This is a genomic window from uncultured Chitinophaga sp. (assembly GCF_937898475.1).
In the GTDB taxonomy this organism is placed as follows: Bacteria; Bacteroidota; Bacteroidia; order Chitinophagales; family Chitinophagaceae; genus Chitinophaga.
In genome coordinates, this window is record NZ_CALEJS010000016.1 from 991316 (window position 1) to 1014161 (window position 22846).

General features: G+C 48.1%; 20 protein-coding genes and 2 tRNA genes. 12 read left to right on the forward strand and 10 right to left on the reverse strand.

The window, feature by feature from the left end:
• Positions 1-18: 18 nt before the first annotated feature.
• Together Q0577_RS13890 and Q0577_RS13895 are read right to left on the reverse strand one after the other, a co-directional pair.
• Positions 19-819: a helix-turn-helix transcriptional regulator gene (locus tag Q0577_RS13890; RefSeq protein ID WP_298737261.1), complete on the reverse strand. Its 801-nt coding sequence runs from the start codon at positions 817-819 to the stop codon at positions 19-21.
• 76 nt (positions 820-895) lie between these two features.
• Positions 896-958 (reverse strand) — tRNA-Phe (locus tag Q0577_RS13895).
• A gap of 63 nt (positions 959-1021) precedes the next feature.
• On the opposite strand from Q0577_RS13895, the gene Q0577_RS13900 reads away from it, so the two are divergent.
• The 5 genes from Q0577_RS13900 (at position 1022) to Q0577_RS13920 (ending at position 4972) form a co-directional block, all read left to right on the forward strand.
• On the forward strand, positions 1022-2164 hold the full coding sequence (locus tag Q0577_RS13900) for a tyrosine-type recombinase/integrase (RefSeq protein ID WP_298737263.1): 1143 nt from the start codon (positions 1022-1024) through the stop codon (positions 2162-2164).
• A 122-nt stretch (positions 2165-2286) separates the two neighbouring features.
• The gene (locus Q0577_RS13905; RefSeq protein WP_298737265.1) at positions 2287-2799 is read left to right on the forward strand and encodes a hypothetical protein; all 513 of its coding nucleotides are present in this window, start codon (positions 2287-2289) and stop codon (positions 2797-2799) included.
• 372 nt (positions 2800-3171) lie between these two features.
• Positions 3172-3744 carry a hypothetical protein gene (locus Q0577_RS13910; protein WP_298737267.1) on the forward strand — a complete coding sequence of 191 codons (573 nt, stop codon included), beginning with the start codon at positions 3172-3174 and terminating at the stop codon, positions 3742-3744.
• Between the two features lie 386 nt (positions 3745-4130).
• Positions 4131-4703 (forward strand): hypothetical protein, encoded by a 573-nt coding sequence (locus Q0577_RS13915; protein ID WP_298737269.1) that lies wholly within the window; start codon positions 4131-4133, stop codon positions 4701-4703.
• A 44-nt stretch (positions 4704-4747) separates the two neighbouring features.
• The gene (locus tag Q0577_RS13920; RefSeq protein ID WP_298737270.1) at positions 4748-4972 is read left to right on the forward strand and encodes a hypothetical protein; all 225 of its coding nucleotides are present in this window, start codon (positions 4748-4750) and stop codon (positions 4970-4972) included.
• Positions 4973-5180: 208 nt separating this feature from the next.
• Here Q0577_RS13920 and Q0577_RS13925 read toward each other — a convergent pair.
• From Q0577_RS13925 to recQ, 3 genes are all read right to left on the reverse strand, one after another.
• Positions 5181-5253, reverse strand: a tRNA-Phe gene (locus tag Q0577_RS13925).
• Between the two features lie 69 nt (positions 5254-5322).
• Positions 5323-6096, reverse strand: a complete 774-nt coding sequence (locus Q0577_RS13930) for a DUF3050 domain-containing protein (protein WP_298737271.1) — start codon at positions 6094-6096, stop codon at positions 5323-5325.
• A gap of 10 nt (positions 6097-6106) precedes the next feature.
• Entirely contained in the window at positions 6107-8305 is a 2199-nt protein-coding gene (gene recQ, locus Q0577_RS13935) for a DNA helicase RecQ (protein WP_298737272.1), read from the reverse strand.
• Positions 8306-8456: 151 nt separating this feature from the next.
• Between recQ and Q0577_RS13940 the strand changes: the two genes are divergently transcribed.
• Genes Q0577_RS13940 through Q0577_RS13950 form a run of 3 tightly spaced genes read left to right on the forward strand, consistent with a single transcriptional unit; the run spans position 8457 to position 11664 of the window.
• Positions 8457-9431 carry a KpsF/GutQ family sugar-phosphate isomerase gene (locus Q0577_RS13940; protein WP_298737273.1) on the forward strand — a complete coding sequence of 325 codons (975 nt, stop codon included), beginning with the start codon at positions 8457-8459 and terminating at the stop codon, positions 9429-9431.
• Positions 9432-9436: 5 nt separating this feature from the next.
• On the forward strand, positions 9437-10528 hold the full coding sequence (locus Q0577_RS13945; protein WP_298737274.1) for a mannose-1-phosphate guanylyltransferase: 1092 nt from the start codon (positions 9437-9439) through the stop codon (positions 10526-10528).
• Positions 10528-11664: a methionine aminotransferase gene (locus Q0577_RS13950; protein ID WP_298737275.1), complete on the forward strand. Its 1137-nt coding sequence runs from the start codon at positions 10528-10530 to the stop codon at positions 11662-11664. The genes Q0577_RS13945 and Q0577_RS13950 overlap by 1 nt, the downstream gene beginning before the upstream one ends.
• A gap of 92 nt (positions 11665-11756) precedes the next feature.
• Here Q0577_RS13950 and Q0577_RS13955 read toward each other — a convergent pair whose 3' ends face one another.
• From Q0577_RS13955 to Q0577_RS13965, 3 genes are all read right to left on the reverse strand, one after another.
• On the reverse strand, positions 11757-12437 hold the full coding sequence (locus Q0577_RS13955; RefSeq protein ID WP_298737276.1) for a carbonic anhydrase family protein: 681 nt from the start codon (positions 12435-12437) through the stop codon (positions 11757-11759).
• A 44-nt stretch (positions 12438-12481) separates the two neighbouring features.
• The gene (locus Q0577_RS13960; RefSeq protein ID WP_298737279.1) at positions 12482-14134 is read right to left on the reverse strand and encodes a SulP family inorganic anion transporter; all 1653 of its coding nucleotides are present in this window, start codon (positions 14132-14134) and stop codon (positions 12482-12484) included.
• Between the two features lie 234 nt (positions 14135-14368).
• A complete protein-coding gene (locus tag Q0577_RS13965) occupies positions 14369-14659 on the reverse strand; it encodes a hypothetical protein (protein WP_298737281.1) in 291 nt (96 codons plus the stop codon).
• Between the two features lie 294 nt (positions 14660-14953).
• Here Q0577_RS13965 and Q0577_RS13970 point away from each other — a divergent pair, with 294 nt between their 5' ends.
• From Q0577_RS13970 to Q0577_RS13985, 4 genes are all read left to right on the forward strand, one after another.
• Complete coding sequence (locus Q0577_RS13970; RefSeq protein ID WP_298737282.1) at positions 14954-15301, forward strand: PadR family transcriptional regulator; 348 nt, start codon at positions 14954-14956, stop codon at positions 15299-15301.
• 53 nt (positions 15302-15354) lie between these two features.
• The gene (locus Q0577_RS13975) at positions 15355-17175 is read left to right on the forward strand and encodes a PspC domain-containing protein (protein ID WP_298737284.1); all 1821 of its coding nucleotides are present in this window, start codon (positions 15355-15357) and stop codon (positions 17173-17175) included.
• A 155-nt stretch (positions 17176-17330) separates the two neighbouring features.
• Positions 17331-19466 carry a ferrous iron transport protein B gene (gene feoB / locus Q0577_RS13980; protein WP_298737286.1) on the forward strand — a complete coding sequence of 712 codons (2136 nt, stop codon included), beginning with the start codon at positions 17331-17333 and terminating at the stop codon, positions 19464-19466.
• Positions 19467-19519: 53 nt separating this feature from the next.
• A complete protein-coding gene (locus Q0577_RS13985) occupies positions 19520-20464 on the forward strand; it encodes a M28 family peptidase (RefSeq protein ID WP_298737288.1) in 945 nt (314 codons plus the stop codon).
• Positions 20465-20533: 69 nt separating this feature from the next.
• Here Q0577_RS13985 and Q0577_RS13990 read toward each other — a convergent pair whose 3' ends face one another.
• Positions 20534-22012 carry a S41 family peptidase gene (locus Q0577_RS13990; RefSeq protein WP_298737290.1) on the reverse strand — a complete coding sequence of 493 codons (1479 nt, stop codon included), beginning with the start codon at positions 22010-22012 and terminating at the stop codon, positions 20534-20536.
• A gap of 140 nt (positions 22013-22152) precedes the next feature.
• Entirely contained in the window at positions 22153-22770 is a 618-nt protein-coding gene (locus tag Q0577_RS13995; RefSeq protein ID WP_298737292.1) for a hypothetical protein, read from the reverse strand.
• Positions 22771-22846: the final 76 nt, after the last annotated feature.

The following is a 22846-nucleotide window of genomic DNA, read 5'->3' on the forward strand; positions in this document are numbered from 1 at the left end:
ATTAGCGCGGGCTGCTGATCAGATCTTCCTGTACTGTTTAGGCAGCATACCGGTGAGTTGGTGGAAGGTCCTTGTAAAATGCGCCTGGTCTGAAAAGCCGCATTTGTAGGCGATCTCTGTTAAAGAGAGTTGACTGCTGCGGATCAGTCCGAGTGCTTTTTCAATTTTAACTTTCCTGAAGTATTCACCCAGTGTGCAGGAGAAATAGCGGCTGAAGTATTTTGAAAGTGTTACGGGATGTACGTTTACCTGGGCGGCAAAGTCGCTGAGGGAGAGTGGCTGATTCCAAAGATCATTTAACACGGCGGGGATCTGCCTGGCCCAGGAGGGATGGTGTTTTTCTAGGGTGGGGTTGGTGTCAATTAAACTGATACATAATTGATCTATAGCGAGCCTGCTGCAGGCATCGTTGTAATAATGTTCTTTTAAAATCCGGGTGAGGCCGCCGGCGTTGAGGGCAGCATTGCTTTCATGCATGAGCGATTCAGGGGGAATAGCCAGGTTATAGGTTTTAAAGAAAGCCTCGTCTATTTCCAGATTAAATATGCGGGTACCTGGTCGGTAATGCACATTCTGATGAATAATACCGGGATAGTAATACAAACCGGTTCCCGCTATTTGCTGGTCGGTTTTCTTTTCTCTTATTTCCCGGCTGCCGCCGGAGAGGACGTGGGAGAAATGAGGGTTTGCATGGCAATGCCAGTCGGACGTATAATTTTCCGGAAACACGGTTTCGCTGGTAGTGATGTACCCGATGGTTTTTTCTTTCACTTTTGATCCAACATAACAGCCTTTGGCATACACAACAGGATCTGGCATGGGGTGTAAGTTACGAAGGTTGTGGGCAAAAGAAAAAGGGTTCGACGCTGATCGCATCAAACCCTTTTCTGTTTCGTGGTGTGGGGCGGGATCGAACCGCCGACACAAGGATTTTCAGTCCTTTGCTCTACCGACTGCCAGTGCGGGTTTCAGCCGATCACAGCCCCAATGAGACAGCGTATGAGACACAAGCCATGTGCTTATGTTCTTGGAACCAAGAATCCACCGGCCATCTCAACCGGATGGCCGTTACTTCGTTTTTGCTCACATCGAAGGGAAGCGTTTCAAGCTCTATAACGGCAGGGCGCTATCCATCAACTGCAACCCCAACAAGGCGAAGACCGACAAGGACAGAGAGAAGGCCCTGTCCATGCTATGTTACCACCTGAAGAAGAAGTTGGAGCAGGGATGGAGGCCCGACCAGCAGACCGACCAACCGAAGAAGGCAGCAGCCATCTCAAGCGGCCGCGCCTTCCAGCAATTGAAGACACAGATCGAGCAGGAGGCGGTCAGCAGCTTGTACCGCCGGGATTTGCTGGCCCTATGTGAACGGTTTGCCAGCTACCTGAAGAAGAACAAGCGGGAGGCCACACCTCTATCCAGCCTTACAAGCGATCACATGGACGAGTTTCTGCGGCCCTTCAGAACGACAGCAACCAATTACATGAACCGGCGGCGGACGTTGTCTTCTCTCTTCGCCCGGCTTATTGCTATGAAGATGCTGTCCAGCAACCCGGTAAAGGACACCGGCAAGCTGAAGCAGATTGCCTACCTAAACCTCCCTTATAAGCAGGGGCAGTTACAGAAGGTCTTGCAATTCGTCAGGGAACGGCACGAAGACGTATATCTCTGCTGCCTTCTTATGTATGGGTGTCTTCTTCGGCCACATCAGGAAATACGGTTGCTTAGAAGAGGCCATTTTGACGAAGGCATCACCAAGATCAGCCTCTCCGGGGAGCAGAACAAAAGCCGCAGGATACGGACGGTTCTCGTTCCGCTGTATGTGCAGGAAGAGTTGATCCGGCGTGGCATCCCGGAGTTTGAAGAAGGCGTGAACCTCTTCACCCGCGGGACTGGTGTCTTCAATGCGTCTTATTTCAACACTGCGTGGTCAAGGATCAAGGAAGATATGCTCCGGGAAGGGCTTATCAGTGAAAGCCACACCCTCTATTCCTTCCGGCATACAGCGGCGGTGAACATGTACCTGAAGACGAAAGACCCGTACAAAATACAGCAGGCGTTCGGGCATAGTTCCCTACGGGTAACGCTTCTGTATCTTCGGAATCTGGGGTTGGTGGTAGATACCTCGCTGGAAGACCTTCCCGAGTTACCTGCTTGTCTATAGAGAGGTATATAATAATCCCCCATTTGTTGGATGTTTAGGCGGAAACAGTGGGTACAGAAACGTACCCTTTTTGTCATGTAATAGGTACGAAAATGTACCCACTTCCTTGTATCTTTGCCTTCATGAAAAATATACCGCGCTCTCAGATGACTTGTCTTGAGCTTTGGCAGAAAGCAGGAGAAGCCAGTCAAAGGAAGTCGATTGGGAAAACCACCATTGAGTGGGCAGGATATACCCGGGAGCAACTGGAACAAAAAGAACATTTTGTACCAACCGACTTCACAATAGTTCAGCCATCCCTTCTTAGATCTTTGGAAGCACGGGAACTTCGGTTGGCTGTTACAATAATCGAAGAACTATGCAGGAATAACATGCTATGGTATTTTGACCATCGGGAAGACAGCAGAGATAAGAAGGCGATTTCAAGTCTTCGGGCTAGGGGCGTGTTGCACCGAACTGAAGAGGCAACAATCCATATTGTTAACCCTTGGTTTATACGGAAGGGGGATATTCCAGCAACTATAGCTGCCACTTCTTCCGTTCTCAATGGGTCAAAGAAGGTTACCCAAGATATGATAAAACCTTTGCAGGGAAAGGACACAAAGTTTTCCCCGTACCAAATGCTTCAACTCTAAAAGTACTCCCCTCCCTTGCTGGCATCAGTATCACAAAAGTCAACGGTATAGCTTCCCATGCAGCGGTAGCCATATTACTAAGGGCTGTGGTATTAACTGTACCGAACCTGTCAGCAGTGAGTATCAGCGTTCCGTAGGTTCTCGCTAAATACTACCCATAGGAAACTTCACATTTCAGCCGGCTTCCTCCCTAATCTTTCACATCGGTACCCTTGAAAGAACCCCCGCTTCACATTCCCGCCCTCTTTAGAGCGTTTTTTTTCACGTCTCGCCCACCAGAGGACGGTACCATCTTCACAACGATACCCCTACCAAGTTTGCGCTGGGAAAGTACCCCGGCAAACACTTAATCCAAAAACCACAGTATCAATCATGGAACAGGAAAATCACAGGGGGCAATGGTCCCCAGAATGGCCGCTTTGCCAAGATCAAACACAACTGGTCGCCGTACTTTTAAGAATTGACCGATGGGCAGGTGAAGATGAGCGAATAGCAATTGTAGAACTGGACGAGCTTTCGGAGCCTAACAGCTTCGCCTATGTGGTTAAGCAGGACGACAAGGAAATAGCACTTCCAGAAACCTTGTACTTTGCCCAGATTGAAGAATGGAACCAAAGGCAGGAAATGTTAATGGCACGGCTGAAAGGCTATTGGCCGCAGGAGGAGAGAGAGGTGACCGAAAGGGAACTTGCGGAGCTGAAGGCTTCTATTGATGTGTATGAAGAGGCACGGGCCTTCAGAAGGCGGATATTTAGCTGGTGGGCAATCCCTTACTGGTTGGGCGAGGCGCTTGTGAAGAAGGGCGAGGCTGTTCTCCGGGGCTATGGCTGTACGTGGTGGGGGACTACTGATCCGGTCACCGCGCATCCTTCCATGTCGGAGGTAATCAAGGCAATTGTCAACGACCTTCATTCTCTTCACCCAAACACTGCAACGCAATGCTAAAAGCACCACCACCCGGCCCGGAAGGAATGAACATGCTTCTGGATGTACACTGCCGTTTGATGAATCTACCTTTGGACTTCCGCAAGAGGGTATCTCAGGAGTGTTCGTGGAGTATCCCAACGTTTTACAGGAAGATGAGAGGCCACACTTCAAGCATTCCTGCTCTGAGCAATGCCGAGAGGGATATGATTCTGGCTGTCTTCGACGAGTTGTTTGATCAGCTTTGGGTATACATGGAGAGGTACAGAAAGAAGCCATAGTTTTTCGGCTTTAGGTGTGACCCGGAAGGGATGGAATCAGAATGATCGGGAGAAGATTTTCCGGCTGAAAGGTGAGGGAAAGCCGTTGGGATAGGCTATCTTGCCGGGTCACCCTAAAATTGAACTATGAAACAAACATTACAATGGCTGCTGGGGGTAATCTGCGCCTCTTCGGTTACTTTATGGCCCCAGACCAGCCTTTCTCAAACCAAGCAACAGAAAACTGTCGACATTGGACAATACATGCCTGTGGAGCCAGTGAAGTCCAAGCCTAAGAAGCCCTCTATATCGGATTTGGATCGGCTATACAGCAAGTATAAGGCAGCGGCGAAGATTTCCATCTTCAGTGCGGGGGACGAGGTGAAGGCGGACGTGGAAATCCAGTATAACGATGCGGGGAAACCCCAAGCCATCGTTCTTTCGGGAGAAAGTTCGGACTTAGAACTGTTACTCCGTATCAGAAAAACCCTCATCGACCAAAAGGTACGAGCAGGCTATAAAAGGGAGGAAGACAACCGGGGCTTCGAGACGGACTTATTGCAGAAAGGGACGCAGTATGCGAGATATACGGTCGTTGATAATGACTATCTGAACAGCGGGAAGTCTATATTTGAAACACGGATACCACACTCTTTCCGCTTTGAGGTTGGGGACACCAAACGACAAGGCAACGGAAAAACCGAAACCTTCAGCTTTTAAACAATGAATGGTACTGAAGTAGGCTCTTGTACAACCAGCCACAAATGGACAAACAGAACATCCAAGAACTCAAAACAGACCGCCACGAGAAACTCACAGGTCGCATGGTGAATTTCACCGATGCCTTTGGTGGTGATGTCTTCGGCTTCGTCACAGATATACAAGTACGGACAGGGAAAAACGGGGAACCGGAGGTGTCGATTGCTGTCAATGGGCGATGGCGTACAGTCTGCTATAGCTTTCTAACGACCACGCTGAAGGTCTTCTAAACAGGGAGCCGGGCGGCTGTTAAAGACCGAAAAAGTGAGACAGCAAATGAGACAAACAGCCCCTGTTTCCTGCTCAAACCAACCCACGAAAACCACATTCATTCACCGTCTCTTCGTTGGATCATCAAGGTAACCAGACTTGCCTGAAACCCTTGCCCAGCCACTTCCGGGCACAAAAAAAGCCACAAACTTTGTGGCTTCTTTTCTGTGGTGTGGGGCGGGATCGAACCGCCGACACAAGGATTTTCAGTCCTTTGCTCTACCGACTGAGCTACCGCACCATCCTGTCCTTCTTGCGAAGGGAGTGCAAAGATAATATTTTTCAATTCACATTTCCAAATATTATTGGATCAAATTGTTACAGGACTCCTGATATCCTGCAGGATACCATTCCATAACAGGAGGCGCATTTCCAATGCTGCCTTAGCAGCCATGGCGGCTTCCTGCCATTTAGCATTATCAGATCCGCAGAGTTCTTCTACCATTTGCATGCCCAGATGGCTATGATGGTCTCCATCCACTTCAATATGACGTTCCAGGTAGTATTTAAAAAGGCTGATCTGCCCGGGGAACTGCTTGTCCAGGTCGTTTACCAGGGCCAGGAACATATCCGGGATCAGGTCTTCACGACCAAAAGTAAAAACGGCGGCCTGTACATGAACGGGGGCATGAAAGATGAGGTTAAAAGTGTGCTGCATGAAAGTTTGCGCCGCAGTGGGTATACTGGCAGTATGCAGCGCCTCATCTATTTTTTTACCGGATTGCAGTTGCTGCAGGCATTGCTGCATGGCACCGGTATCCGCGCCAGCTTGTTCCATAGCCCGTAGGTACAGCTCATAATGGCTAAGGCGGGAACCATCCGGCGCAATATCGCTTTCTTCACCGGTGACGATCTCATTGATAAGAAAACGGGTGGCGGCACTGCCGCTGGGTACCCAGGGAATGGTGGTACAGGTGAGTTGTTGCTGTAAAGATTTCAGCAGAGACATAAAGTCCCATACTGCAAATACGTGGTACTGCATAAATACCCGTATATCATCCATCTGTTGCATGCGTTGGTACAGCGGGTGCTGTACAATCTGTTCCCTGACGGGAGCAATGGTGTCCCTGATCGTTTGTATCATTAGCCAGTCCTTAGTTTCCGTACTCTACCAGGAACTTGATCCGCATCAGCTTCAGCTGTTCTATGGTATAATCGCTTTCGATGAGCTCTTCACGGGCCAGCGCCAGGCTGGAGGTTTCGCAACCTTTGAAATATTCGATGATCTCGTCCTGTGCATAATCATCCAGCTCTTCGTCAATACAGTAATCCAGGTTCAGTTTGGTGCCACTGGCAACAATGGTCTCCATCTCATCCAGCAGCTCGGCAATGCTGAGCTCCTTGTTTTTGGCGATGGTTTCCAGCGGCATTTTCTTATCAATATTCTGGATAATGAACACTTTGAGCCCGCTTTTATTCACCACGCTTTTCATGACAAAGTCGTCGGGCTTTACGATATCATTTTCCTGTACATATTTAGAGATCACTTCTACAAACTGCTTACCGTAGCGCATGGCTTTGCCTTTGCTCACTCCCTGGATCTTTTCCAGCTCCTGGATAGTGGTAGGGTATTGGGTGGCCATATCTTCCAGGGATGTTTCGAGGAAAATAACAAAGGGCGGCAGGTTCTTTTCTTTTGAAACTTTTTTACGCAGGTCCTTCAGCATTTCAAACAGCACAGGATCGGCAGATGCCTGGGCTTCTGCAGCCACCTCGTCGTCGTCTCCGCCTTCCTCGTCAAACTGGTGGTTGAGGGATACCATGATGGAGTAGGGCTTTTTGAGGAATTTGTTGCCTTTGTCCTGTAGTTTCAGGAGGCCATATTCCTCAATATCCTTTTCAATCAGGCCTTCCAGCATCATCTGGCGGATAAGGGAGTTCCAGAAATGAGCGTCAAACTCTTTTCCTTCTCCGAATACGTCCAGCTGGTTATGGCGGTAGGTGGTGATCTGGGGGTTGGTTTTACCGGTAATGATGTTTACCACGTATTCGGAGCCAAAGCGTTCTTCCAGCGCCTTAATGGTTTTCAGTACGATCACCACACGGTTCTTAACTTCTATCTTTTCTTTCGGGTTGCGGCAGTTATCACAGCTTCCGCAATTCTCTTTATCAAAGGCTTCACCGAAATAGTGCAGGATCACTTTACGGCGGCACACGGAGCTTTCAGCATAGGCAACGGTTTCGTTAATGAGCTGGGCGCCCATTTCGCGTTCGCTCAGCGGTTTGTCGCGCATGAGGTGTTCCAGCTTCTGTACGTCCTTATGGCTGTAGAAGCATACACAGATGCCTTCCAGTCCATCGCGGCCTGCGCGCCCGGTTTCCTGGTAATAGTTTTCCAGGCTTTTGGGGATATTGTAATGGATGACAAACCTGACATCGGGTTTATCTATCCCCATGCCGAAGGCGATGGTAGCCACTATCACCTCTACCTCTTCCAGCAGGAACATATCCTGTCGCTGAGCGCGGGTATTGGCATCGAGACCGGCGTGGTAGGCAACCGCTTTAATGTTGTTGGCTACCAGCATATCTGCCAGTTCCTCGGTAGTTTTCCGGTTAAGGGTATAAATAATACCGCTCTTGCCTTTGTGCTGGTGAATGAACTTTACAATTTCGCGGATGGTCTGCTCCTTTTTGCGTTTGGGCCTGATCTCGTAGTAGAGGTTGGGCCTGTTGAAGGAGGATATGAAGATCTGGGGATCTTTCAATCCCAGGTTCTTTACAATATCGCTTTGTACTTTAGGTGTGGCAGTAGCGGTGAGGGCAATAATGGGCAGGTTAGGATTGATCTGTTCGATCATCTCTTTTAAGCGGCGGTATTCCGGGCGGAAATCGTGTCCCCATTCGGAAATACAGTGCGCTTCATCTACTGCGATAAAGGAGATCTCGAGATCCCTGAAAAATTCCAGGTTCTCCTGTTTGGTAAGTGTTTCCGGCGCAACGTACAGCAGTTTTGTTTTGCCGCTCAGCAGGTCGGTACGTACTTTTTTTATTTGTGCTTTAGATAAGGTGGAATTTAGAAAGTGTGCCACATTGTCCTTACTGCTATAGGAGCGCACCAGGTCTACCTGGTTTTTCATCAATGCAATAAGGGGAGAAACAATGAGTGCACATCCAGGACTGATAAGAGCAGGTAACTGATAGCAAAGGGATTTACCTCCCCCGGTTGGCATAATTACAAAAGTATCTTTCCCCGAGAGTATGCTTTTTATTATAATCTCCTGGTTCCCTTTGAAGGAATCGAACCCAAAGTGTTCGTGTAATGCATCTAACAAACTTACCTTTACAACAGCCATTGCATTCAAGATTTAACTTATAATACTAAACTCTAAAGAACTAACAGATTACGGTTATCTATTATATGATTTTTAGGGGACACGAAGTTACTTAAAAAACAGCTGAAATACAATATAATTATATAAACTAAGGTAAATTTGTGGCTCCAGCATGAAAAAGACAACAGCCATTAACATTACTGAGATCGCGAAACGGACCCTTCAGGTAGAGGCGGCAGCCATTGACCATCTGCAGTCCTTTATCAACAGCGATTTTGAGAAGGCGGTAGAGCTGATAGCCTGCTGCGCTGGCCGACTGGTGGTAACAGGAATCGGCAAAAGCGCCATTATTGGCCAGAAAATTGTGGCCACCCTCAATTCTACCGGTACGCCGGCCTTGTTTATGCATGCCGCAGACGCTATTCATGGCGACCTGGGTATGATACAGCAAAACGATGTAGTACTGTGCATCTCCAAAAGCGGAAATTCCCCTGAAATAAAAGTACTGGTACCACTGGTAAAAGGTTTTGGCAGCCCCTTGGTCGCCATGGTAGGCAATACGGCCTCGTACCTTGCCCAGCAGGCGGACCTGGTGCTCAACACCACCGTTAGCCAGGAAGCCTGCCCTAATAACCTGGCGCCTACTACCAGCACAACTGCCCAAATGGCAATGGGCGACGCCCTGGCAGTGTGCCTGATAGAGTGGCACGGTTTTACTGCTGCGGACTTTGCCAAGTTTCATCCCGGCGGCACGCTCGGTAAAAAGCTTTACCTGAAAGTAGGAGATCTGAGCAGGCAACACCAGGTTCCCAGGGTGGGATTAAACGCCTCCCTGCGGGAAGTGATCATGGAAATATCTTCCAAGATGCTGGGTGTTACTGCCGTAATGGATGAACAGAATGAGTTAAGGGGTATTATTACAGACGGTGATCTGCGACGAATGCTGGAAAAGAATATTTCTATTGCTGCCGTTACAGCAAAAGACATTATGTCAAAACATCCGAAAGTAATACAGAAAGACGAGCTGGCCGTAAATGCATTGGAAAAAATGCGTCAGCACGATATTACCCAATTACTGGTTCTGGAAGATAAACGCTATATTGGCATCATTCATTTACATGACCTTATCAGGGAGGGAATTATTTGACAGCGATGACACAAATGAACAGGCATTTTTACGTGGCCATTATGGCCGGAGGAATAGGTAGCCGTTTCTGGCCTTATAGCCGGACAGATTACCCCAAGCAGTTCCTGGATATCCTAAACACTGGAAAAACGCTATTGCAATGGACCTATGAGCGTTTTGCCCAGTTTATTCCGAAGGAGAACATCTTTGTGGTAACCCATGCCCATTATGAAAGTAAGGTAAAGGAACAGCTGGCCGAATTACCCGCAGAGAATGTAGTTTGCGAACCCTCCCGGAAAAACACGGCGCCCTGTATCGCCTATATCTCCCATAAGATCTACCACCAGGATCCCAAAGCGAATATTATCTGTGCGCCGGCAGACCACCTCATCATGGACGGAACGGCTTTTACAGCTACCTGCCTGAATGCATTGCTGTTTGTGGAAAAACATAATGCGCTGGTTACTCTCGGCATTAAACCCACCCGCCCCGATACCGGCTACGGGTATATACAATACGAAACACAACAGGTTGCGGACAATGTTTACCAGGTGAAGACCTTTACTGAAAAGCCCAACCTGGAACTGGCCAAGACCTTTCTGCAAAGCGGTGACTTTTTGTGGAACGCGGGCATATTTGTATGGAATATCAAGACCATCATGGCTGCATTCAAGAAGTACCTGCCTGAAATAGACGAGCTGTTTGAACAGGGCCGCGAAGCCCTTAATTCGCCCGCGGAACGGGAGCTGGTAGACACCATTTACCCGCAATGCACGAATATTTCCATTGATTATGGCATCATGGAAAAGGCTGACAATGTATATGTCATTCCGGCAAATTTTGGCTGGAGCGACCTGGGTACCTGGGCATCTGCCTACGAGAACCTGGAAAAAGATTATTTGGGCAATGCCGTACAGGGAAAGAATGTGGTAGTGATAGACGCCACAAAATGTATGGTAAAAGCGCCGCATGAAAAACTGGTGCTTTTACAGGGCCTGGATGATTTTATTGTAATAGACACCCACGATGTGCTGCTGATCTGTAAGAAGGAAAATGAGCAGCAGATCAAGGAATATGTGGCAGAAGTAAAGCGTAATAAAGGAGAAAAGTTTCTTTAATGCAATCCAAGCTTCCTCATGTAGGCACCACAATTTTTACGGTAATGTCTGCCCTGGCAGCGGAACATGGTGCCATTAACCTTTCACAGGGATTCCCGGATTTTGACTGTAATGAAGAGCTGAAGCAACTGGTAAGCGCCTCCATGCAACAGGGCCATAACCAGTATGCACCCATGCCGGGTATCATGCTTTTACGGGAAGCCATTGCAACAAAAATTGCCCGCAGTTATGGTACCCGTGTAAACCCTGATACGGAGATCACTATTACGCCCGGCGGCACCTATGCCATATTCACTGCCATTGCCACCTATATACGGCCTGGCGATGAGGTGATCATATTCGAGCCCGCCTATGACAGCTATATTCCAAACGTACTGGTAAACGGCGGCACACCCGTGCTGATACCGCTTACCTTTCCTGACTATCATATTGACTGGGAACTGGTGCGCAGCAAAATAACGCCGCGTACACGCATGATCATGCTCAATACACCACATAATCCAACGGGCAGTATCCTGTCTGAAACAGATATGCAGGTACTGGAGCAGCTGACAGATACCCACAACCTGCTGGTATTAAGTGACGAGGTGTATGAGCACCTGGTATACGATGGCAGCAAACACCAGAGTATACTGCGGTATCCCGCTTTGCTGAGCCGCAGCTTCGTAACCTTTTCTTTTGGAAAAGTATTTCACAATACCGGCTGGAAAATGGGGTATTGCGTAGCCCCGGCACATCTGATGAAAGAATACAGGAAAGTGCACCAGTACCTTTGCTTTTCTGTAAATACCCCCATGCAGTACGGACTGGCGAAGTTCCTGGAAACGCCGGAGCATTATCTTTCCCTGCCTGCATTTTACCAGGAAAAGAGAGACCTCTTCCTGCAGCTGATGGCGGGCAGCCGGTTTACGCCCTTACCCTGTAAAGGCAGCTACTTTCAGCTGATGCGCTATGATCAGATATCTGACGAAAGTGATATGGACTTTTCCGTGCGCATTACCAAAACGGCCGGAGTAGCCTGCATACCTGTATCAGCTTTTTACCAGGATGGACATGACGATCATGTAGTGCGTTTCTGTTTTGCCAAGAAGCAGGAAACGCTGGTACAGGCGGCAGAACGGCTGCGAAGTATATAAAAGAAAAAGCCATCTCCAGAAATGAAGACGGCTCTCCTTTGTTATTACGAGCAGTACGATAGCTACTGTTGTGTAACCCCGGTGGATCGGCTTTATACAGCTACCTGTTGAACAAGCAAACTGTCTGATTCTGACCCGATCACCAGTGTATCATCGAGAAAAGTTACCACACCGGTTTCCACATCATACAATGCGCCGATGATACCCACTTCGCCTTTTAATATCATATCGCGGAGGATCATGCTTTGTTCCAAAACCGCCTGTACAGAGCGTTCTGTATGGATCTTGGTAACAGCATCCACAAACAGGTGATTGTGGGAGGTCCTGTTTTCACGAATGGTTTTTTCTGCGTACACAGAAGGACTGATCTTATTAAGCAGGGCGGTAAGATTGCCCATTTCCACATGGTCGCAGGCGCCCTTAATAGCACCGCATTTCGTATGTCCCAGTACTACAATGAACTTTGATCCGGCTACTTTACAGGCATATTCCAGGCTGCCCAGCACATTGTCGCTTATAACAGCGCCGGCTAAACGGATGCTGAAAATGTCGCCCAGGCCCTGATCAAAGATCAGTTCTGCAGATGTGCGGGAATCCATACAGCTTACGATGGCAGCCATGGGCCACTGTCCGTCAGAGGTTTCATTCATCTGCTGCAACAGGTTGCGGTTAATACGCAGGTTATCCACAAAACGGGCATTACCTGATTTCAGCAGCCCGAGCGCCTGCCGGGGAGTTATATTGGCTTGTGATATTTTATTCAGTGTTTTCATGATGTTGTTGTTTTAATCCATTCTCAAATGATCTACATTCCTGTTTAGTTAAACTGCAGTTCTTTCATCAGCTGTTCGTGATCTCCCGATGAAAGTACCTGTACATGTGTGTCTCCGTTCGCCGGATGTTCTGCACTATCCTCCCGTTTTGTATTCGGTATCTTATATACCTCTTTAAAACCGGTGAATATTACATTAATCTTCTTTTGCGCCGCTTTTACGTCTTTGAATTCGCGCATGATCTCTAAAACATCATGGTCTATGTATGCTGTTTTGCTGGCGTCTATTACCACAGAGCTGTTCTCCGGCATATGGTCCAACGTCAGCAGGATGCTGGCTTTATTAAGGAAGGAAACCTCCTGTGCGAGTTCCAGGCGGATGGTATCTCCGCTGTGATATTGCTCCTTACGGAAGAAGTAAGGGCTTCTCATGTTACCCCTCAGAATAAATATTACGCTTACAGCCATACCCAGGGCGATACCAACCAGCAGGTCGGTGAATACAATAGCTACTACCGTTACCAGGAAGGGGATCCACTGGTATTTACCGTTGCTGAACATTTCTTTGAAAATGGAAATTTTACACAGTTTGTAGCCGGTAACCAGCAGTACTGCAGCAAGGGTGGCCAACGGAATTTTATTCAGCAGGCCGGGTATCAATGCAGCACAAAGCAGCAACAGGGCGCCATGGGTAATGGTAGCCAGTTTGGTGCGGCCGCCAGCGTTAATATTGGCGGAGGAACGCACAATTACAGAGGTAATGGGCAGACCACCAATCAAACCACTGATTATATTACCGATACCCTGCGCGCGTAATTCGCGGTTGGGAGAAGCGTTACGTTTCAGCGGGTCAAGCTTTTCAGTAGCTTCTACATTCAGCAGGGTTTCTACGGATGCCACAATGGCAATAGTGATAGCTACCGTCCACACTTCTTTGTTCGTGATGGCGTTGAAATTAGGCAGGGTGAACTGACCGATGAAATCACCGAAGCTCTCTGCCACAGGCAGGCTTACCAGGTGACTTTGGGCCAGGGCCAGGCTGCTGTCCATATTGATGAAAAGGATATTCAGTAAAGCGCCGGCTATAACAGCCACCAGTGGCGCCGGTACAGCGTTCACTTTAGGTATTTTGCTCCAGTACAGGATGATCAGTATTGAGACCACTGTAATAAGCGTTGCGCCCAGGTGAATGTGGTTAAGGGTAGAAAGTAAAGCGGTAAAGCTGTTGTCGCCATCTACCTGGATGAAGGTAAAGTCGCCCTCAGCGTTTTTGTCGTACCCGAAGGCATGCGGCAACTGTTTTAAGATGATAATGATACCAATAGCGGTCAACATGCCCTTGATCACATTGGAAGGGAAATAGTTGGCCACGGTGCCGGCTTTTATAATTCCCAGCAGCAGCTGTATAGCGCCGCCAATCAATACGGCCAGCAGGAATATATCAAAAGCGCCCAGTTTGGTGATGGCGGTAAGCACTACTGCGGTAAGGCCTGCTGCCGGACCGCTCACGCTAAGCTGGGATCCACTTAAGGCGCCTATTACAAGGCCGCCAACGATGCCGGAGATCATACCGGCAAATAAAGGCGCTCCGGAAGCCAGGGCAATACCCAGGCAGAGGGGAACGGCTATCAGAAAAACTACTAACCCGGCAGAAAGATCTCCTTTCAGGTTTGAGAATAAAGGCGTTTGCTTGCTCATAATCCAAAGGATTTAAAAGTCTGTTAAGTGAGATGTTCACAGGACTTATCCTACGGTTCTGCGGCACATTAAATAATGTATGGGTATGCGACTCCCTGTGTTATCAGTCATAACAGTGGAGGCATACATTAATTCCGCAGAACAGCAGAATAACTCAGTTGATCAATAGATAATTAATAATAGAGATGAAAACAGATGTTACAGAAAGTGTAACACCAGATAATAGAGATGGGCTTAACAGTTGGGAGGTGGAGCATGTATTTCACGAGCCGGCCCTGAGGGGATGTCCTCAAACAGCTGGTATTGTACAATATTCAGGTACAATGCCGGTGCAAATTTGAGGGCGGCATCGTCATGATTATAATATTTGAGTTCTTTGGCCAGCTTTACATTATCACCACTGCAGCCATCAACCGGGTGCTCTTCAACGATCTGATTATTAAACAGCAGCTTGCCCATCTCCTTTATCGGGAGCAGTTGTGTGCCCATGAGCACCAGGAAAACTATGCTGATAAACTTCTTCATTGTGAGTTAAACCGGTAACAAAAGTAATTAACCAAGTTTGTACTTTGAAAATACGACAATTAAAAAAATGTTAAAAGGATTTTGGCGAAAACTCATCCTTTAATAGTGCCGTTCATCATAATATAATTCCACCAATTTCGTGCTTTGAAAAACCTTTCTCCGCCACCATGGCCTGTTTTATCATTTCTTAAGGTAATATTCTAAACAAGTTATTTTGCCTTCCATGGTATTATGTATTGCATAGTAGTAAATTTTACCTATTTTTGTATTGTAAAGTTAAAAAGCTCACTTGCCATGAACATAGATAACACACAATCACAGATGCGGAAGGGGGTGCTGGAATTTTGCATCCTCTCCATCATCAAGCAAGGAGAAGCTTATCCTTCAGACATTATTGAAAAAATGAAAGAGGCGAAGCTGGACATCCTGGAGGGCACTCTGTATCCCTTACTAACACGCTTGAAGAATGCGGAACTGCTAACTTACCGTTGGGTAGAAAGTAGCTCCGGGCCACCGCGCAAGTATTTTACCCTGACCGACAAAGGCGACACTTTTTACAAGGAACTGGAAACAACCTGGAATGAGTTGGCTAATGCGGTCCACCAGTTAACACAAACCAACAACTCCGTCCAAGATCTATAACCTAAACCAGAAAGAAACAGCCCCAGCTGTTGAAAATCAAAACTGTACGTAAGATGAAAAAGATTATTAACATAAACCTCGCCAGCCGCCTGATACCCATAGAGGATAGTGCCTATGAGATATTGAGGCAGTACCTGGAAAGTCTGAAGCGATATTTTGCCAGGGAGGCCGGGGCCGATGAGATCGTTAGTGATATTGAAAGCCGCATTGCCGAGCTGTTCCAGGAAAAGCTGAAGAAAGGCGCTCACTGTATTACCGATGAGGACGTGGAGGCCATCAAAGCTTCTATGGGTACGCCTGAGCAGTTTGAAGAAACTGCCGCCGGAGAAGAAGCCCAATCTGGCCAGACCCAGCAGCAGGAACCAGTAATGGGCCGTCCGCGCAAAAGGCTGTACCGTGACCCGGACAATAAGGTACTGGGTGGTGTGTGTAGTGGCCTGGGTGCTTATCTGAACGTAGATCCCGTAGTGTTCCGTATCATATTTGCCCTGTTGGCCATTGGTGGTTTTGGCTCCGGCATACTTGTATATTTCATTCTCTGGATTGCTACCCCCGAAGCTAATACTGCTGCAGAGAAGCTGGAAATGAGAGGAGAAAGGGTAGACCTGAACAATATCCGCGCTACTGTACAGGATGAGATCAACTCCCTGAAAGGGCAGTTCAAAAACGTAGGGGAGGATATGCGAAATTTTTCACAGGGCCGCGGAAGGCAGGTTGGTAATGATATTGAGCGGATCTTCCGCGGTTTCATTACCGGCCTGGGGAAAGTGCTGTTGTTTGTTACGAAGGGATTCATCTACTTCCTGGCAGCGGTAATATTATTCAGCCTTATTATAGCTGGTATTGTTATTGCTGCTTCCTCTGCGGCCCTCTTCCCGCTGAAAAGCCTCTTGCTGGCTTCTCCATTGCAAAATACCCTGTTCTGGCCTGCTGTAATCCTGCTGTCAGGTATACCGGTAGTAGCCCTTGTAATGTTCCTTATCCGTAAGCTTACCGGTATAAAGCAAACCAACCGCTATGTGGGCTATACGCTCAGCTTTCTGTGGGTGATTGGCCTGATCTGCGCTATCTGGCTGATTGCGTCTGTAGCCAAAGACTTCAGGACCAGCTACCGCCAGAAAGACAATTATACGATCATCCAGCCCAGTAAAGGTAAGCTGATCATCAAGAAGACTGAAGATCAGGTGGAAATGGATGATGTGGATTTCTTTGAAGGCGATCTCCGGGTGACAGATGATACCGCTATCATTGACAATATCCGGGTAAAACTGGAAAAGAGCACTACGGACAGTTTCCAGGTAGAGGTGATACGCAGTTCCCGTGGCCGTACCATTGCCCAGGCAAAAAGACTGGCCAACGAAATACAGTTCCAGCTGAACCAGCAGGACTCCCTGCTCTACCTGCCCGCCGGTCTCAGTATACCGCGAAACTCCAGTTTCCGTGAACAAAAAGTGACCGTTGTGGTGAAAGTGCCCGTAGGTAAGAATATAGAAGTTGACCCGGAAGTTTACCACCGCTACCACTTTGTGAGGGGCTGGAAAGAAGACTGGTGGGATGAGTGGGACGAATGGGATCGTGACCATGACGGACCGGTACAGCTGAGGATGACGATAGACGGGCTGGACAATATCAGCATAGAGAAAGTGCATAAGGATACGAACGAAAGCCGCGATCGTAAACATACTGGCAGAGATTCGCTGCAGGATAATTACCGTTATCAACGGGACGACCGGCAGGAGAGGAATGATACCCCTTCCACCCAAAAAGAAGCGGCTACCGTAAGCACAGGCGCCAATGTTACCGCTCAGGTGAACGCACCGGCGATAGAAAGTGCCTCCATGATCCTGTACAGCGTTTATAATATGTTAAAATAAGTTTTCAATCATCAACAATAAGTTCAATAGTTAACGGAAGAAATGAATACCACGGTCTCCACCGTGGTTTTTCATTTTTTCCGGATTTGATCATTACCCTGACCTTTAATTGTATAGCTTTGCATATTTCAAACTTTCGATGATAAGGGTAAGGAATGCAGGCAACGACTAAGGCATCTATAAACATTGCGCTGGTAGGAAATCCGAATAGTGGAAAAAGCTCACTTTTTAATGCATTAACGGGTTTAAATCAGAAGGTTAGTAATTTCCCGGGGGTAACCGTTGACAAAAAAACAGGCACCAGCGGTATCTCAGCTGCATTGCATGCCAACATTATAGATCTCCCGGGTACCTACAGCCTGTATCCTAAAAGCGCCGACGAGTTTGTGACCTACGATGTGCTGGTGAACCCCAAAGGGAACGACCGTCCCGACATGATCCTCATTATCGCGGATGCCTCCAACCTGAAACGCAACCTGCTTTTTTGTTCCCAGATCATAGACCTGAAGATCCCGGTGATCATTGCCCTCACCATGATGGACATTGCCCGTAAAAAAGGCGTGGAAATTGATCTGGCAGGCCTTGAAAGGGAGCTGGGAGTACCGGTGGTAGCCATTAACCCACGTAAGAACAAAGGAATTTCCGAATTAAAGAAGAATATAGACCTCGTGGCCCGGGAAAATTTCCGGCTGCCGGCGCGCGATTTTGTGGACAGTCATGCCATGGCGCCGGAAGTGGTAGACGAGATCAAGCAACATGTACAGGTTCGCAGCGATTACGCAGCCCTGCATATTGCCGTGAACAGTAACGAGTTGCATTTCCTGAACGGCGGGCAAAAACTGGCCATCAGGAATACATTGCAGGAACATCGCTTCAACAAGACCAAGGTTCAGGCAGAAGAGATCATGCAGCGGTATGCCCGCATCAAGCATATCATGAAGGCAGCCGTGGTGGAGGCAGATCCGCTGGAAAAGCAGCTGCAGACCGAAAAGCTGGACAATATCCTGCTGCACCGCTTCTGGGGCTATGTGATATTGCTGGTGGTGCTATTCCTGCTGTTTCAAAGCATTTTCTGGCTGGCTTCTTACCCGATGGACGGCATCGAGGCTGCGTTTGGATCCCTGAGCGGCTGGCTGACAAATGTATTGCCGGATAATAAGCTAAGCGATATACTGATCAACGGGATCCTGGCGGGAATCAGCGGCATTGCCGTTTTCATCCCGCAGATCATGATCCTCTTTGGCCTGATCACCGTATTGGAAGATACAGGTTATATGGCCCGGATCAGTTTTTTAACAGACCGGCTGATGCGCCAGGTTGGGCTGAACGGAAAGTCTGTTATGCCGCTGATCAGCGGGGTGGCCTGCGCGGTACCGGCTATTATGGCTACCCGCAGTATTGAGAACAAAAAAGAACGATTGATCACTATACTGGTAACGCCGCTGATGAGCTGCTCTGCGCGGCTGCCTATCTATACCGTGATGATCGCCCTGGTGGTACCGGATCATAAAGTGCTGGGTTTTCTGAGCCTGCAGGGATTGGTGATGATGGGGCTTTACCTGCTGGGTTTCTTTATGGCCCTGGTAATTTCCGCCATCCTGAAATGGTTTGTGGCGATCAGGGAGAAAAGTTATTTCATTATGGAACTGCCCGTATACCGTGCGCCCCGCTGGAAGAATGTAGGTACCACCATGCTGGAGAAAGCCAGGATATTTGTTATGGATGCGGGTAAGGTGATCATGGTGATCTCAATCATCCTCTGGTTCCTTGCTTCATATGGTCCCAGTGGAAGAATGGAACCTGTACACGCCAAATATGAAAAGCTGATGGCCGCCAATCCTGACCAGCAGGAAGAACTGGATAAAGCCTATCAATCAGAGAAACTGGCGAATTCTTATGCAGGTATTTTAGGCCACAGCATAGAACCTGTGATCCGTCCCCTGGGTTTTGACTGGAAAATAGGTATTGCACTGATCACCTCTTTTGCCGCCAGGGAAGTTTTTGTGGGCACCATGGCCACCCTCTATAGTGTGGGAGAAAGCCCGGAAGATAATGATGCCACCCTGCGCGAGAAAATGTCTGCCGCGGTGCGGGCAGACGGCACCCCCGTCTATACCCTGGCCACCGGTTTTTCCCTGATGTTGTTTTATGCTTTTGCCATGCAGTGTATGAGTACATTGGCCATTGTAAAAAGGGAAACAAAATCCTGGAAGATGCCCGCCATACAGTTGGTATATATGACCGCCCTGGCATATATCTGTAGTTTTATCGCCTTTCAGCTCCTGAAATAATATAGCCGGGATAGTAGCGAATCGTTAAATTCGTAATTCACAATCCGAATGATATGAAAAGGCTACATCTTGCCAGTATTTGTCTGTTGACCGCATTAGGCGCTGCTGCCCAGCAAAGGGACATTGATTCCCTGCAATTAATAAAAGACATCCGTACCCTGAGCGACAACAGGTTCGAGGGGCGCAGAACCGGAACCAAAGGAAACCGGCTGGCGCAATTCTATATACTCGACCGTTTCAAACAGGCCGGCCTGCAGGCATATCACGGCACTTATGAATACCCTTTCTATTTTATGGAGGGAGAAAAGCGGGTAATGGGTACTAACCTGTACGGATATATTCCAGGTAAGACGGCAGACGTCATTGTGATCACCGGACATTATGACCATCTAGGCATCAGAAGCGGGAGCAACCAGGCAGACAGTATTTATAACGGAGCAGATGATAATGCATCCGGCGCTGCTGCCTTACTGTCGCTGATCAGATATTATAAGCAGCATCCTCCCAAACATACGCTGATATTTGCTGCGCTGGATGGCGAGGAGGAGGGGCTGCAGGGCGCCAAAGCTTTTCTGCAGCAAGCTCCCGTACCGCTGGAACGTATTAAGCTCAATATCAACATGGATATGGTAAGCCGTAATGAGAAGGGAGAACTGTATGTGTGTGGCACTCATCATTACCCGGCGCTGAAACAATTCATTAGCAAGGTGGCAGACAGCAGCGCATTGAAAGTGCTGATGGGGCATGACAAGCCGGAAGAGGGGAGTAATGACTGGACCAATCAGAGCGACCATTATGAGTTTCATAGAAAAGGAATACCCTTTCTTTATTTCGGGGTAGAGGATCATGCGGATTATCACCGGGCCAGTGATGAGTTTGAGCGGATAGACCCGCGGTTTTATTACCAGGCGGTGCAAACGGTAAGAACAGCAATAGATGTTGCGGATGGTATGTCTGCCGGGGAACAGCTGCGTTCAAAGGTGATCTATAAGCAATAGGTGCTTTTCATAAATAAAAAAGGCTGCTCGATTTGTTTGAGCAGCCTTTTTTCATTTATAACAGTTGGGTTATCTAAGTTTAATTCTTGTTTCTATCATGCCTTTAAAGCGTTTATGCGGTATGGCACTTTCCACTTTCAGTGTACGCAGGTTTTCGGTTGCGGCAGATTTGCGGCCAAGTGCTGATTCGGGCACTCCTAATTGTTTTAAAGCTCTGCGCAGGTATACTTCATTTGTGCTGCCCCAATCCTTCGAAAAATCTTCGTGCTCTTCGTCGGCGGAAACCGGCAGATCGGTAGGGAACATGCCATGGAAATAATCGCCTTGTCCCTGCGAGTTCTTGGACCAGATGGATACTGCGTACATATCATAACCGGCAACATTGATCCCAACAAAACCCACCGGTTTGCCATAAGTGGTATCGCCCACCAGTTTAACATTCATGTAAGGTTTCAGTATGTTGATCAACAGTTCGCTGGCAGAAGCAGTAGCGCCAGTGCCAATGAATACTACATTGCTGATATCAAGGTTTCCCTGCTTTTGAAAATAAAAGCTGGGGTTGTTCACCCAGTCGTCAAACACTTCTCCCCAGGTATAATTGGCGCCTGGCACTTTTTTGTTGCCCAGGAACCTGCTGTATTGATGCTTGGTAAGAGAAGCGTTGAAATACTCTCTGTACATGAGGGTTTTGTTATTGGTTCCCACAGACGCTGGCGCGATCAGGTTGGCCAGGTATTCAGCGGTTTCAACTGAGCCCCCGCCATTGTAACGAAGGTCCACGATCAGGTCTGTTACTCCGCCGCCAAATGCTGTGAAGGCCACATCAATATTCGCCCGGGCCTTTTGCAGGTCAATGAATTGGTTAAATACGATGTACCCTATTTTTTTCCCGGCCAGGTTTAGCACACTGCTGTATAACACCGGGTTAATGTTATATTGGGCAGCATTTATCGTAAGCGTTGTGGAAGTGCCATCGGGTTTTTTGAGTGTGAGCGTAACGTTATTGCTATAGTAAATGGCATCTACCAACCTTGTTACATTCGGTCCCTGATCCCCGTCATAATCTATGTTGCTGTTGTTGTTAACTGCTGTTATTTGCCAGGAACGGCGTATGCCCTGCTGATAAGCCGGAGAGCCGGGATATACATATACAATACGCAGGTCGGATGTGCTATTATAACCAACATCAATACCAAAGTCTCCGGCGATCCCTTCTCCGATTTCTTCTGCTACGGCGCCATTGTCCAGGAAGCTATAATGATCCAGGTTGCTGCCGTTCTCTTTTTTGTAGGATGTCAGTGCATTGAACATATCCTTTGCATTAGCGTAACTGTTCGGCTTAAAGGTCGCTGAGTCGGGGATGACATCGTTCCACAGGTACTGATCCTTGAAAATAAAGTACATAGAATCTTTGGATGAGACGGCTATGCCTCCGTCACCGCCATCCGTAGCGGGCTTTACCGGTTCGCCATGATCTTTTTTACAGGCGCCCAGCACAAACAGGGATATTACAGCAATCCACGCTGTTTTACGACAGGTAGTAAACATAATAGACGGTTTAAAAGACGCTAAATTTAACTATAATTAAACGTTTTCAGGTTTAAAATACGTGCATCCGGCCTCAAAAGTTGTGTGGCATGTGCAGATAGCGGGATCGTGTCGGCCAAACAGGCTAAGTTGTCTGCGGCTCAGGGACCAGTACCGATATCTTCCAGCTGGCGGGCTATTTTCCTGTTCCAATCCAGCTGTGCGGATATGACGGTGCCATGACGTGTTTCACCGTCAAAGCCTTCCTGCAGGCGGTTCATTTCCCGGAAAGACTCCAGGTATTCATACTGGATCATGCTGTCAAAATCCTCTTTCGTGAGCGGCAGTTCCCGAACCTTATTCATGAAGCGGCGGGCAACCAGGTAGGTAATGTCAAAATGCAGCTGCTCATGGGCCAGGCTGTAACTGTCCATACTTCCACCCCTTACCCAGGAGGCGCTCCGGATAAAGAACACCTGCAACCTGAGGGTAATTTGCAGGGTATCTTTCCGTAACAGGCTGCTGCCCTCATAGGAAAAACTGGTAAATGCCACTGCGGCGCTGGGCCCCCCGCGTGAAGGGGTACCCCTGAAATCAGACCATTTAAGCCTGCGGGCAGGATAAAATAAAGTGTCGGAGGACGGATCGTCCGGGCGTTGATCCATTACAAACATCACTTTCACCACAGGCGGTTCCTGCTTATTGGCTGACGCTTCTTTGCAGACCCCTGTAACAGATAGAAGAACAGATAATATACTCCAGGCAGCGGGTAACATCATCAGGCTTTACGAATGATGTTAAGATAAAGGATTTTCCGTGGTACGCCCAAAAAATCGTAATTTACAATCAACCAAA

Bases quoted from the DNA above. Each gene is read 5' to 3' on its own strand.
- Q0577_RS13955 (WP_298737276.1), bottom strand. From the start codon at position 12,437: ATGAAAACACTGAATAAAATATCACAAGCCAATATAACTCCCCGGCAG.
- Q0577_RS13905 (WP_298737265.1), top strand. From the start codon at position 2,287: ATGAAAAATATACCGCGCTCTCAGATGACTTGTCTTGAGCTTTGGCAG.
- Q0577_RS13970 (WP_298737282.1), top strand. From the start codon at position 14,954: ATGAACATAGATAACACACAATCACAGATGCGGAAGGGGGTGCTGGAA.
- Q0577_RS13995 (WP_298737292.1), bottom strand. From the start codon at position 22,770: ATGATGTTACCCGCTGCCTGGAGTATATTATCTGTTCTTCTATCTGTT.
- Q0577_RS13890 (WP_298737261.1), bottom strand. From the start codon at position 819: ATGCCAGATCCTGTTGTGTATGCCAAAGGCTGTTATGTTGGATCAAAA.
- Q0577_RS13960 (WP_298737279.1), bottom strand. From the start codon at position 14,134: ATGAGCAAGCAAACGCCTTTATTCTCAAACCTGAAAGGAGATCTTTCT.
- Q0577_RS13940 (WP_298737273.1), top strand. From the start codon at position 8,457: ATGAAAAAGACAACAGCCATTAACATTACTGAGATCGCGAAACGGACC.
- Q0577_RS13930 (WP_298737271.1), bottom strand. From the start codon at position 6,096: ATGATACAAACGATCAGGGACACCATTGCTCCCGTCAGGGAACAGATT.
- recQ (WP_298737272.1), bottom strand. From the start codon at position 8,305: ATGGCTGTTGTAAAGGTAAGTTTGTTAGATGCATTACACGAACACTTT.
- Q0577_RS13950 (WP_298737275.1), top strand. From the start codon at position 10,528: ATGCAATCCAAGCTTCCTCATGTAGGCACCACAATTTTTACGGTAATG.
- Q0577_RS13975 (WP_298737284.1), top strand. From the start codon at position 15,355: ATGAAAAAGATTATTAACATAAACCTCGCCAGCCGCCTGATACCCATA.
- Q0577_RS13965 (WP_298737281.1), bottom strand. From the start codon at position 14,659: ATGAAGAAGTTTATCAGCATAGTTTTCCTGGTGCTCATGGGCACACAA.
- Q0577_RS13985 (WP_298737288.1), top strand. From the start codon at position 19,520: ATGAAAAGGCTACATCTTGCCAGTATTTGTCTGTTGACCGCATTAGGC.
- Q0577_RS13945 (WP_298737274.1), top strand. From the start codon at position 9,437: ATGACACAAATGAACAGGCATTTTTACGTGGCCATTATGGCCGGAGGA.
- Q0577_RS13990 (WP_298737290.1), bottom strand. From the start codon at position 22,012: ATGTTTACTACCTGTCGTAAAACAGCGTGGATTGCTGTAATATCCCTG.
- Q0577_RS13900 (WP_298737263.1), top strand. From the start codon at position 1,022: ATGTTCTTGGAACCAAGAATCCACCGGCCATCTCAACCGGATGGCCGT.
- Q0577_RS13915 (WP_298737269.1), top strand. From the start codon at position 4,131: ATGAAACAAACATTACAATGGCTGCTGGGGGTAATCTGCGCCTCTTCG.
- Q0577_RS13920 (WP_298737270.1), top strand. From the start codon at position 4,748: ATGGACAAACAGAACATCCAAGAACTCAAAACAGACCGCCACGAGAAA.
- Q0577_RS13910 (WP_298737267.1), top strand. From the start codon at position 3,172: ATGGAACAGGAAAATCACAGGGGGCAATGGTCCCCAGAATGGCCGCTT.
- feoB (WP_298737286.1), top strand. From the start codon at position 17,331: ATGCAGGCAACGACTAAGGCATCTATAAACATTGCGCTGGTAGGAAAT.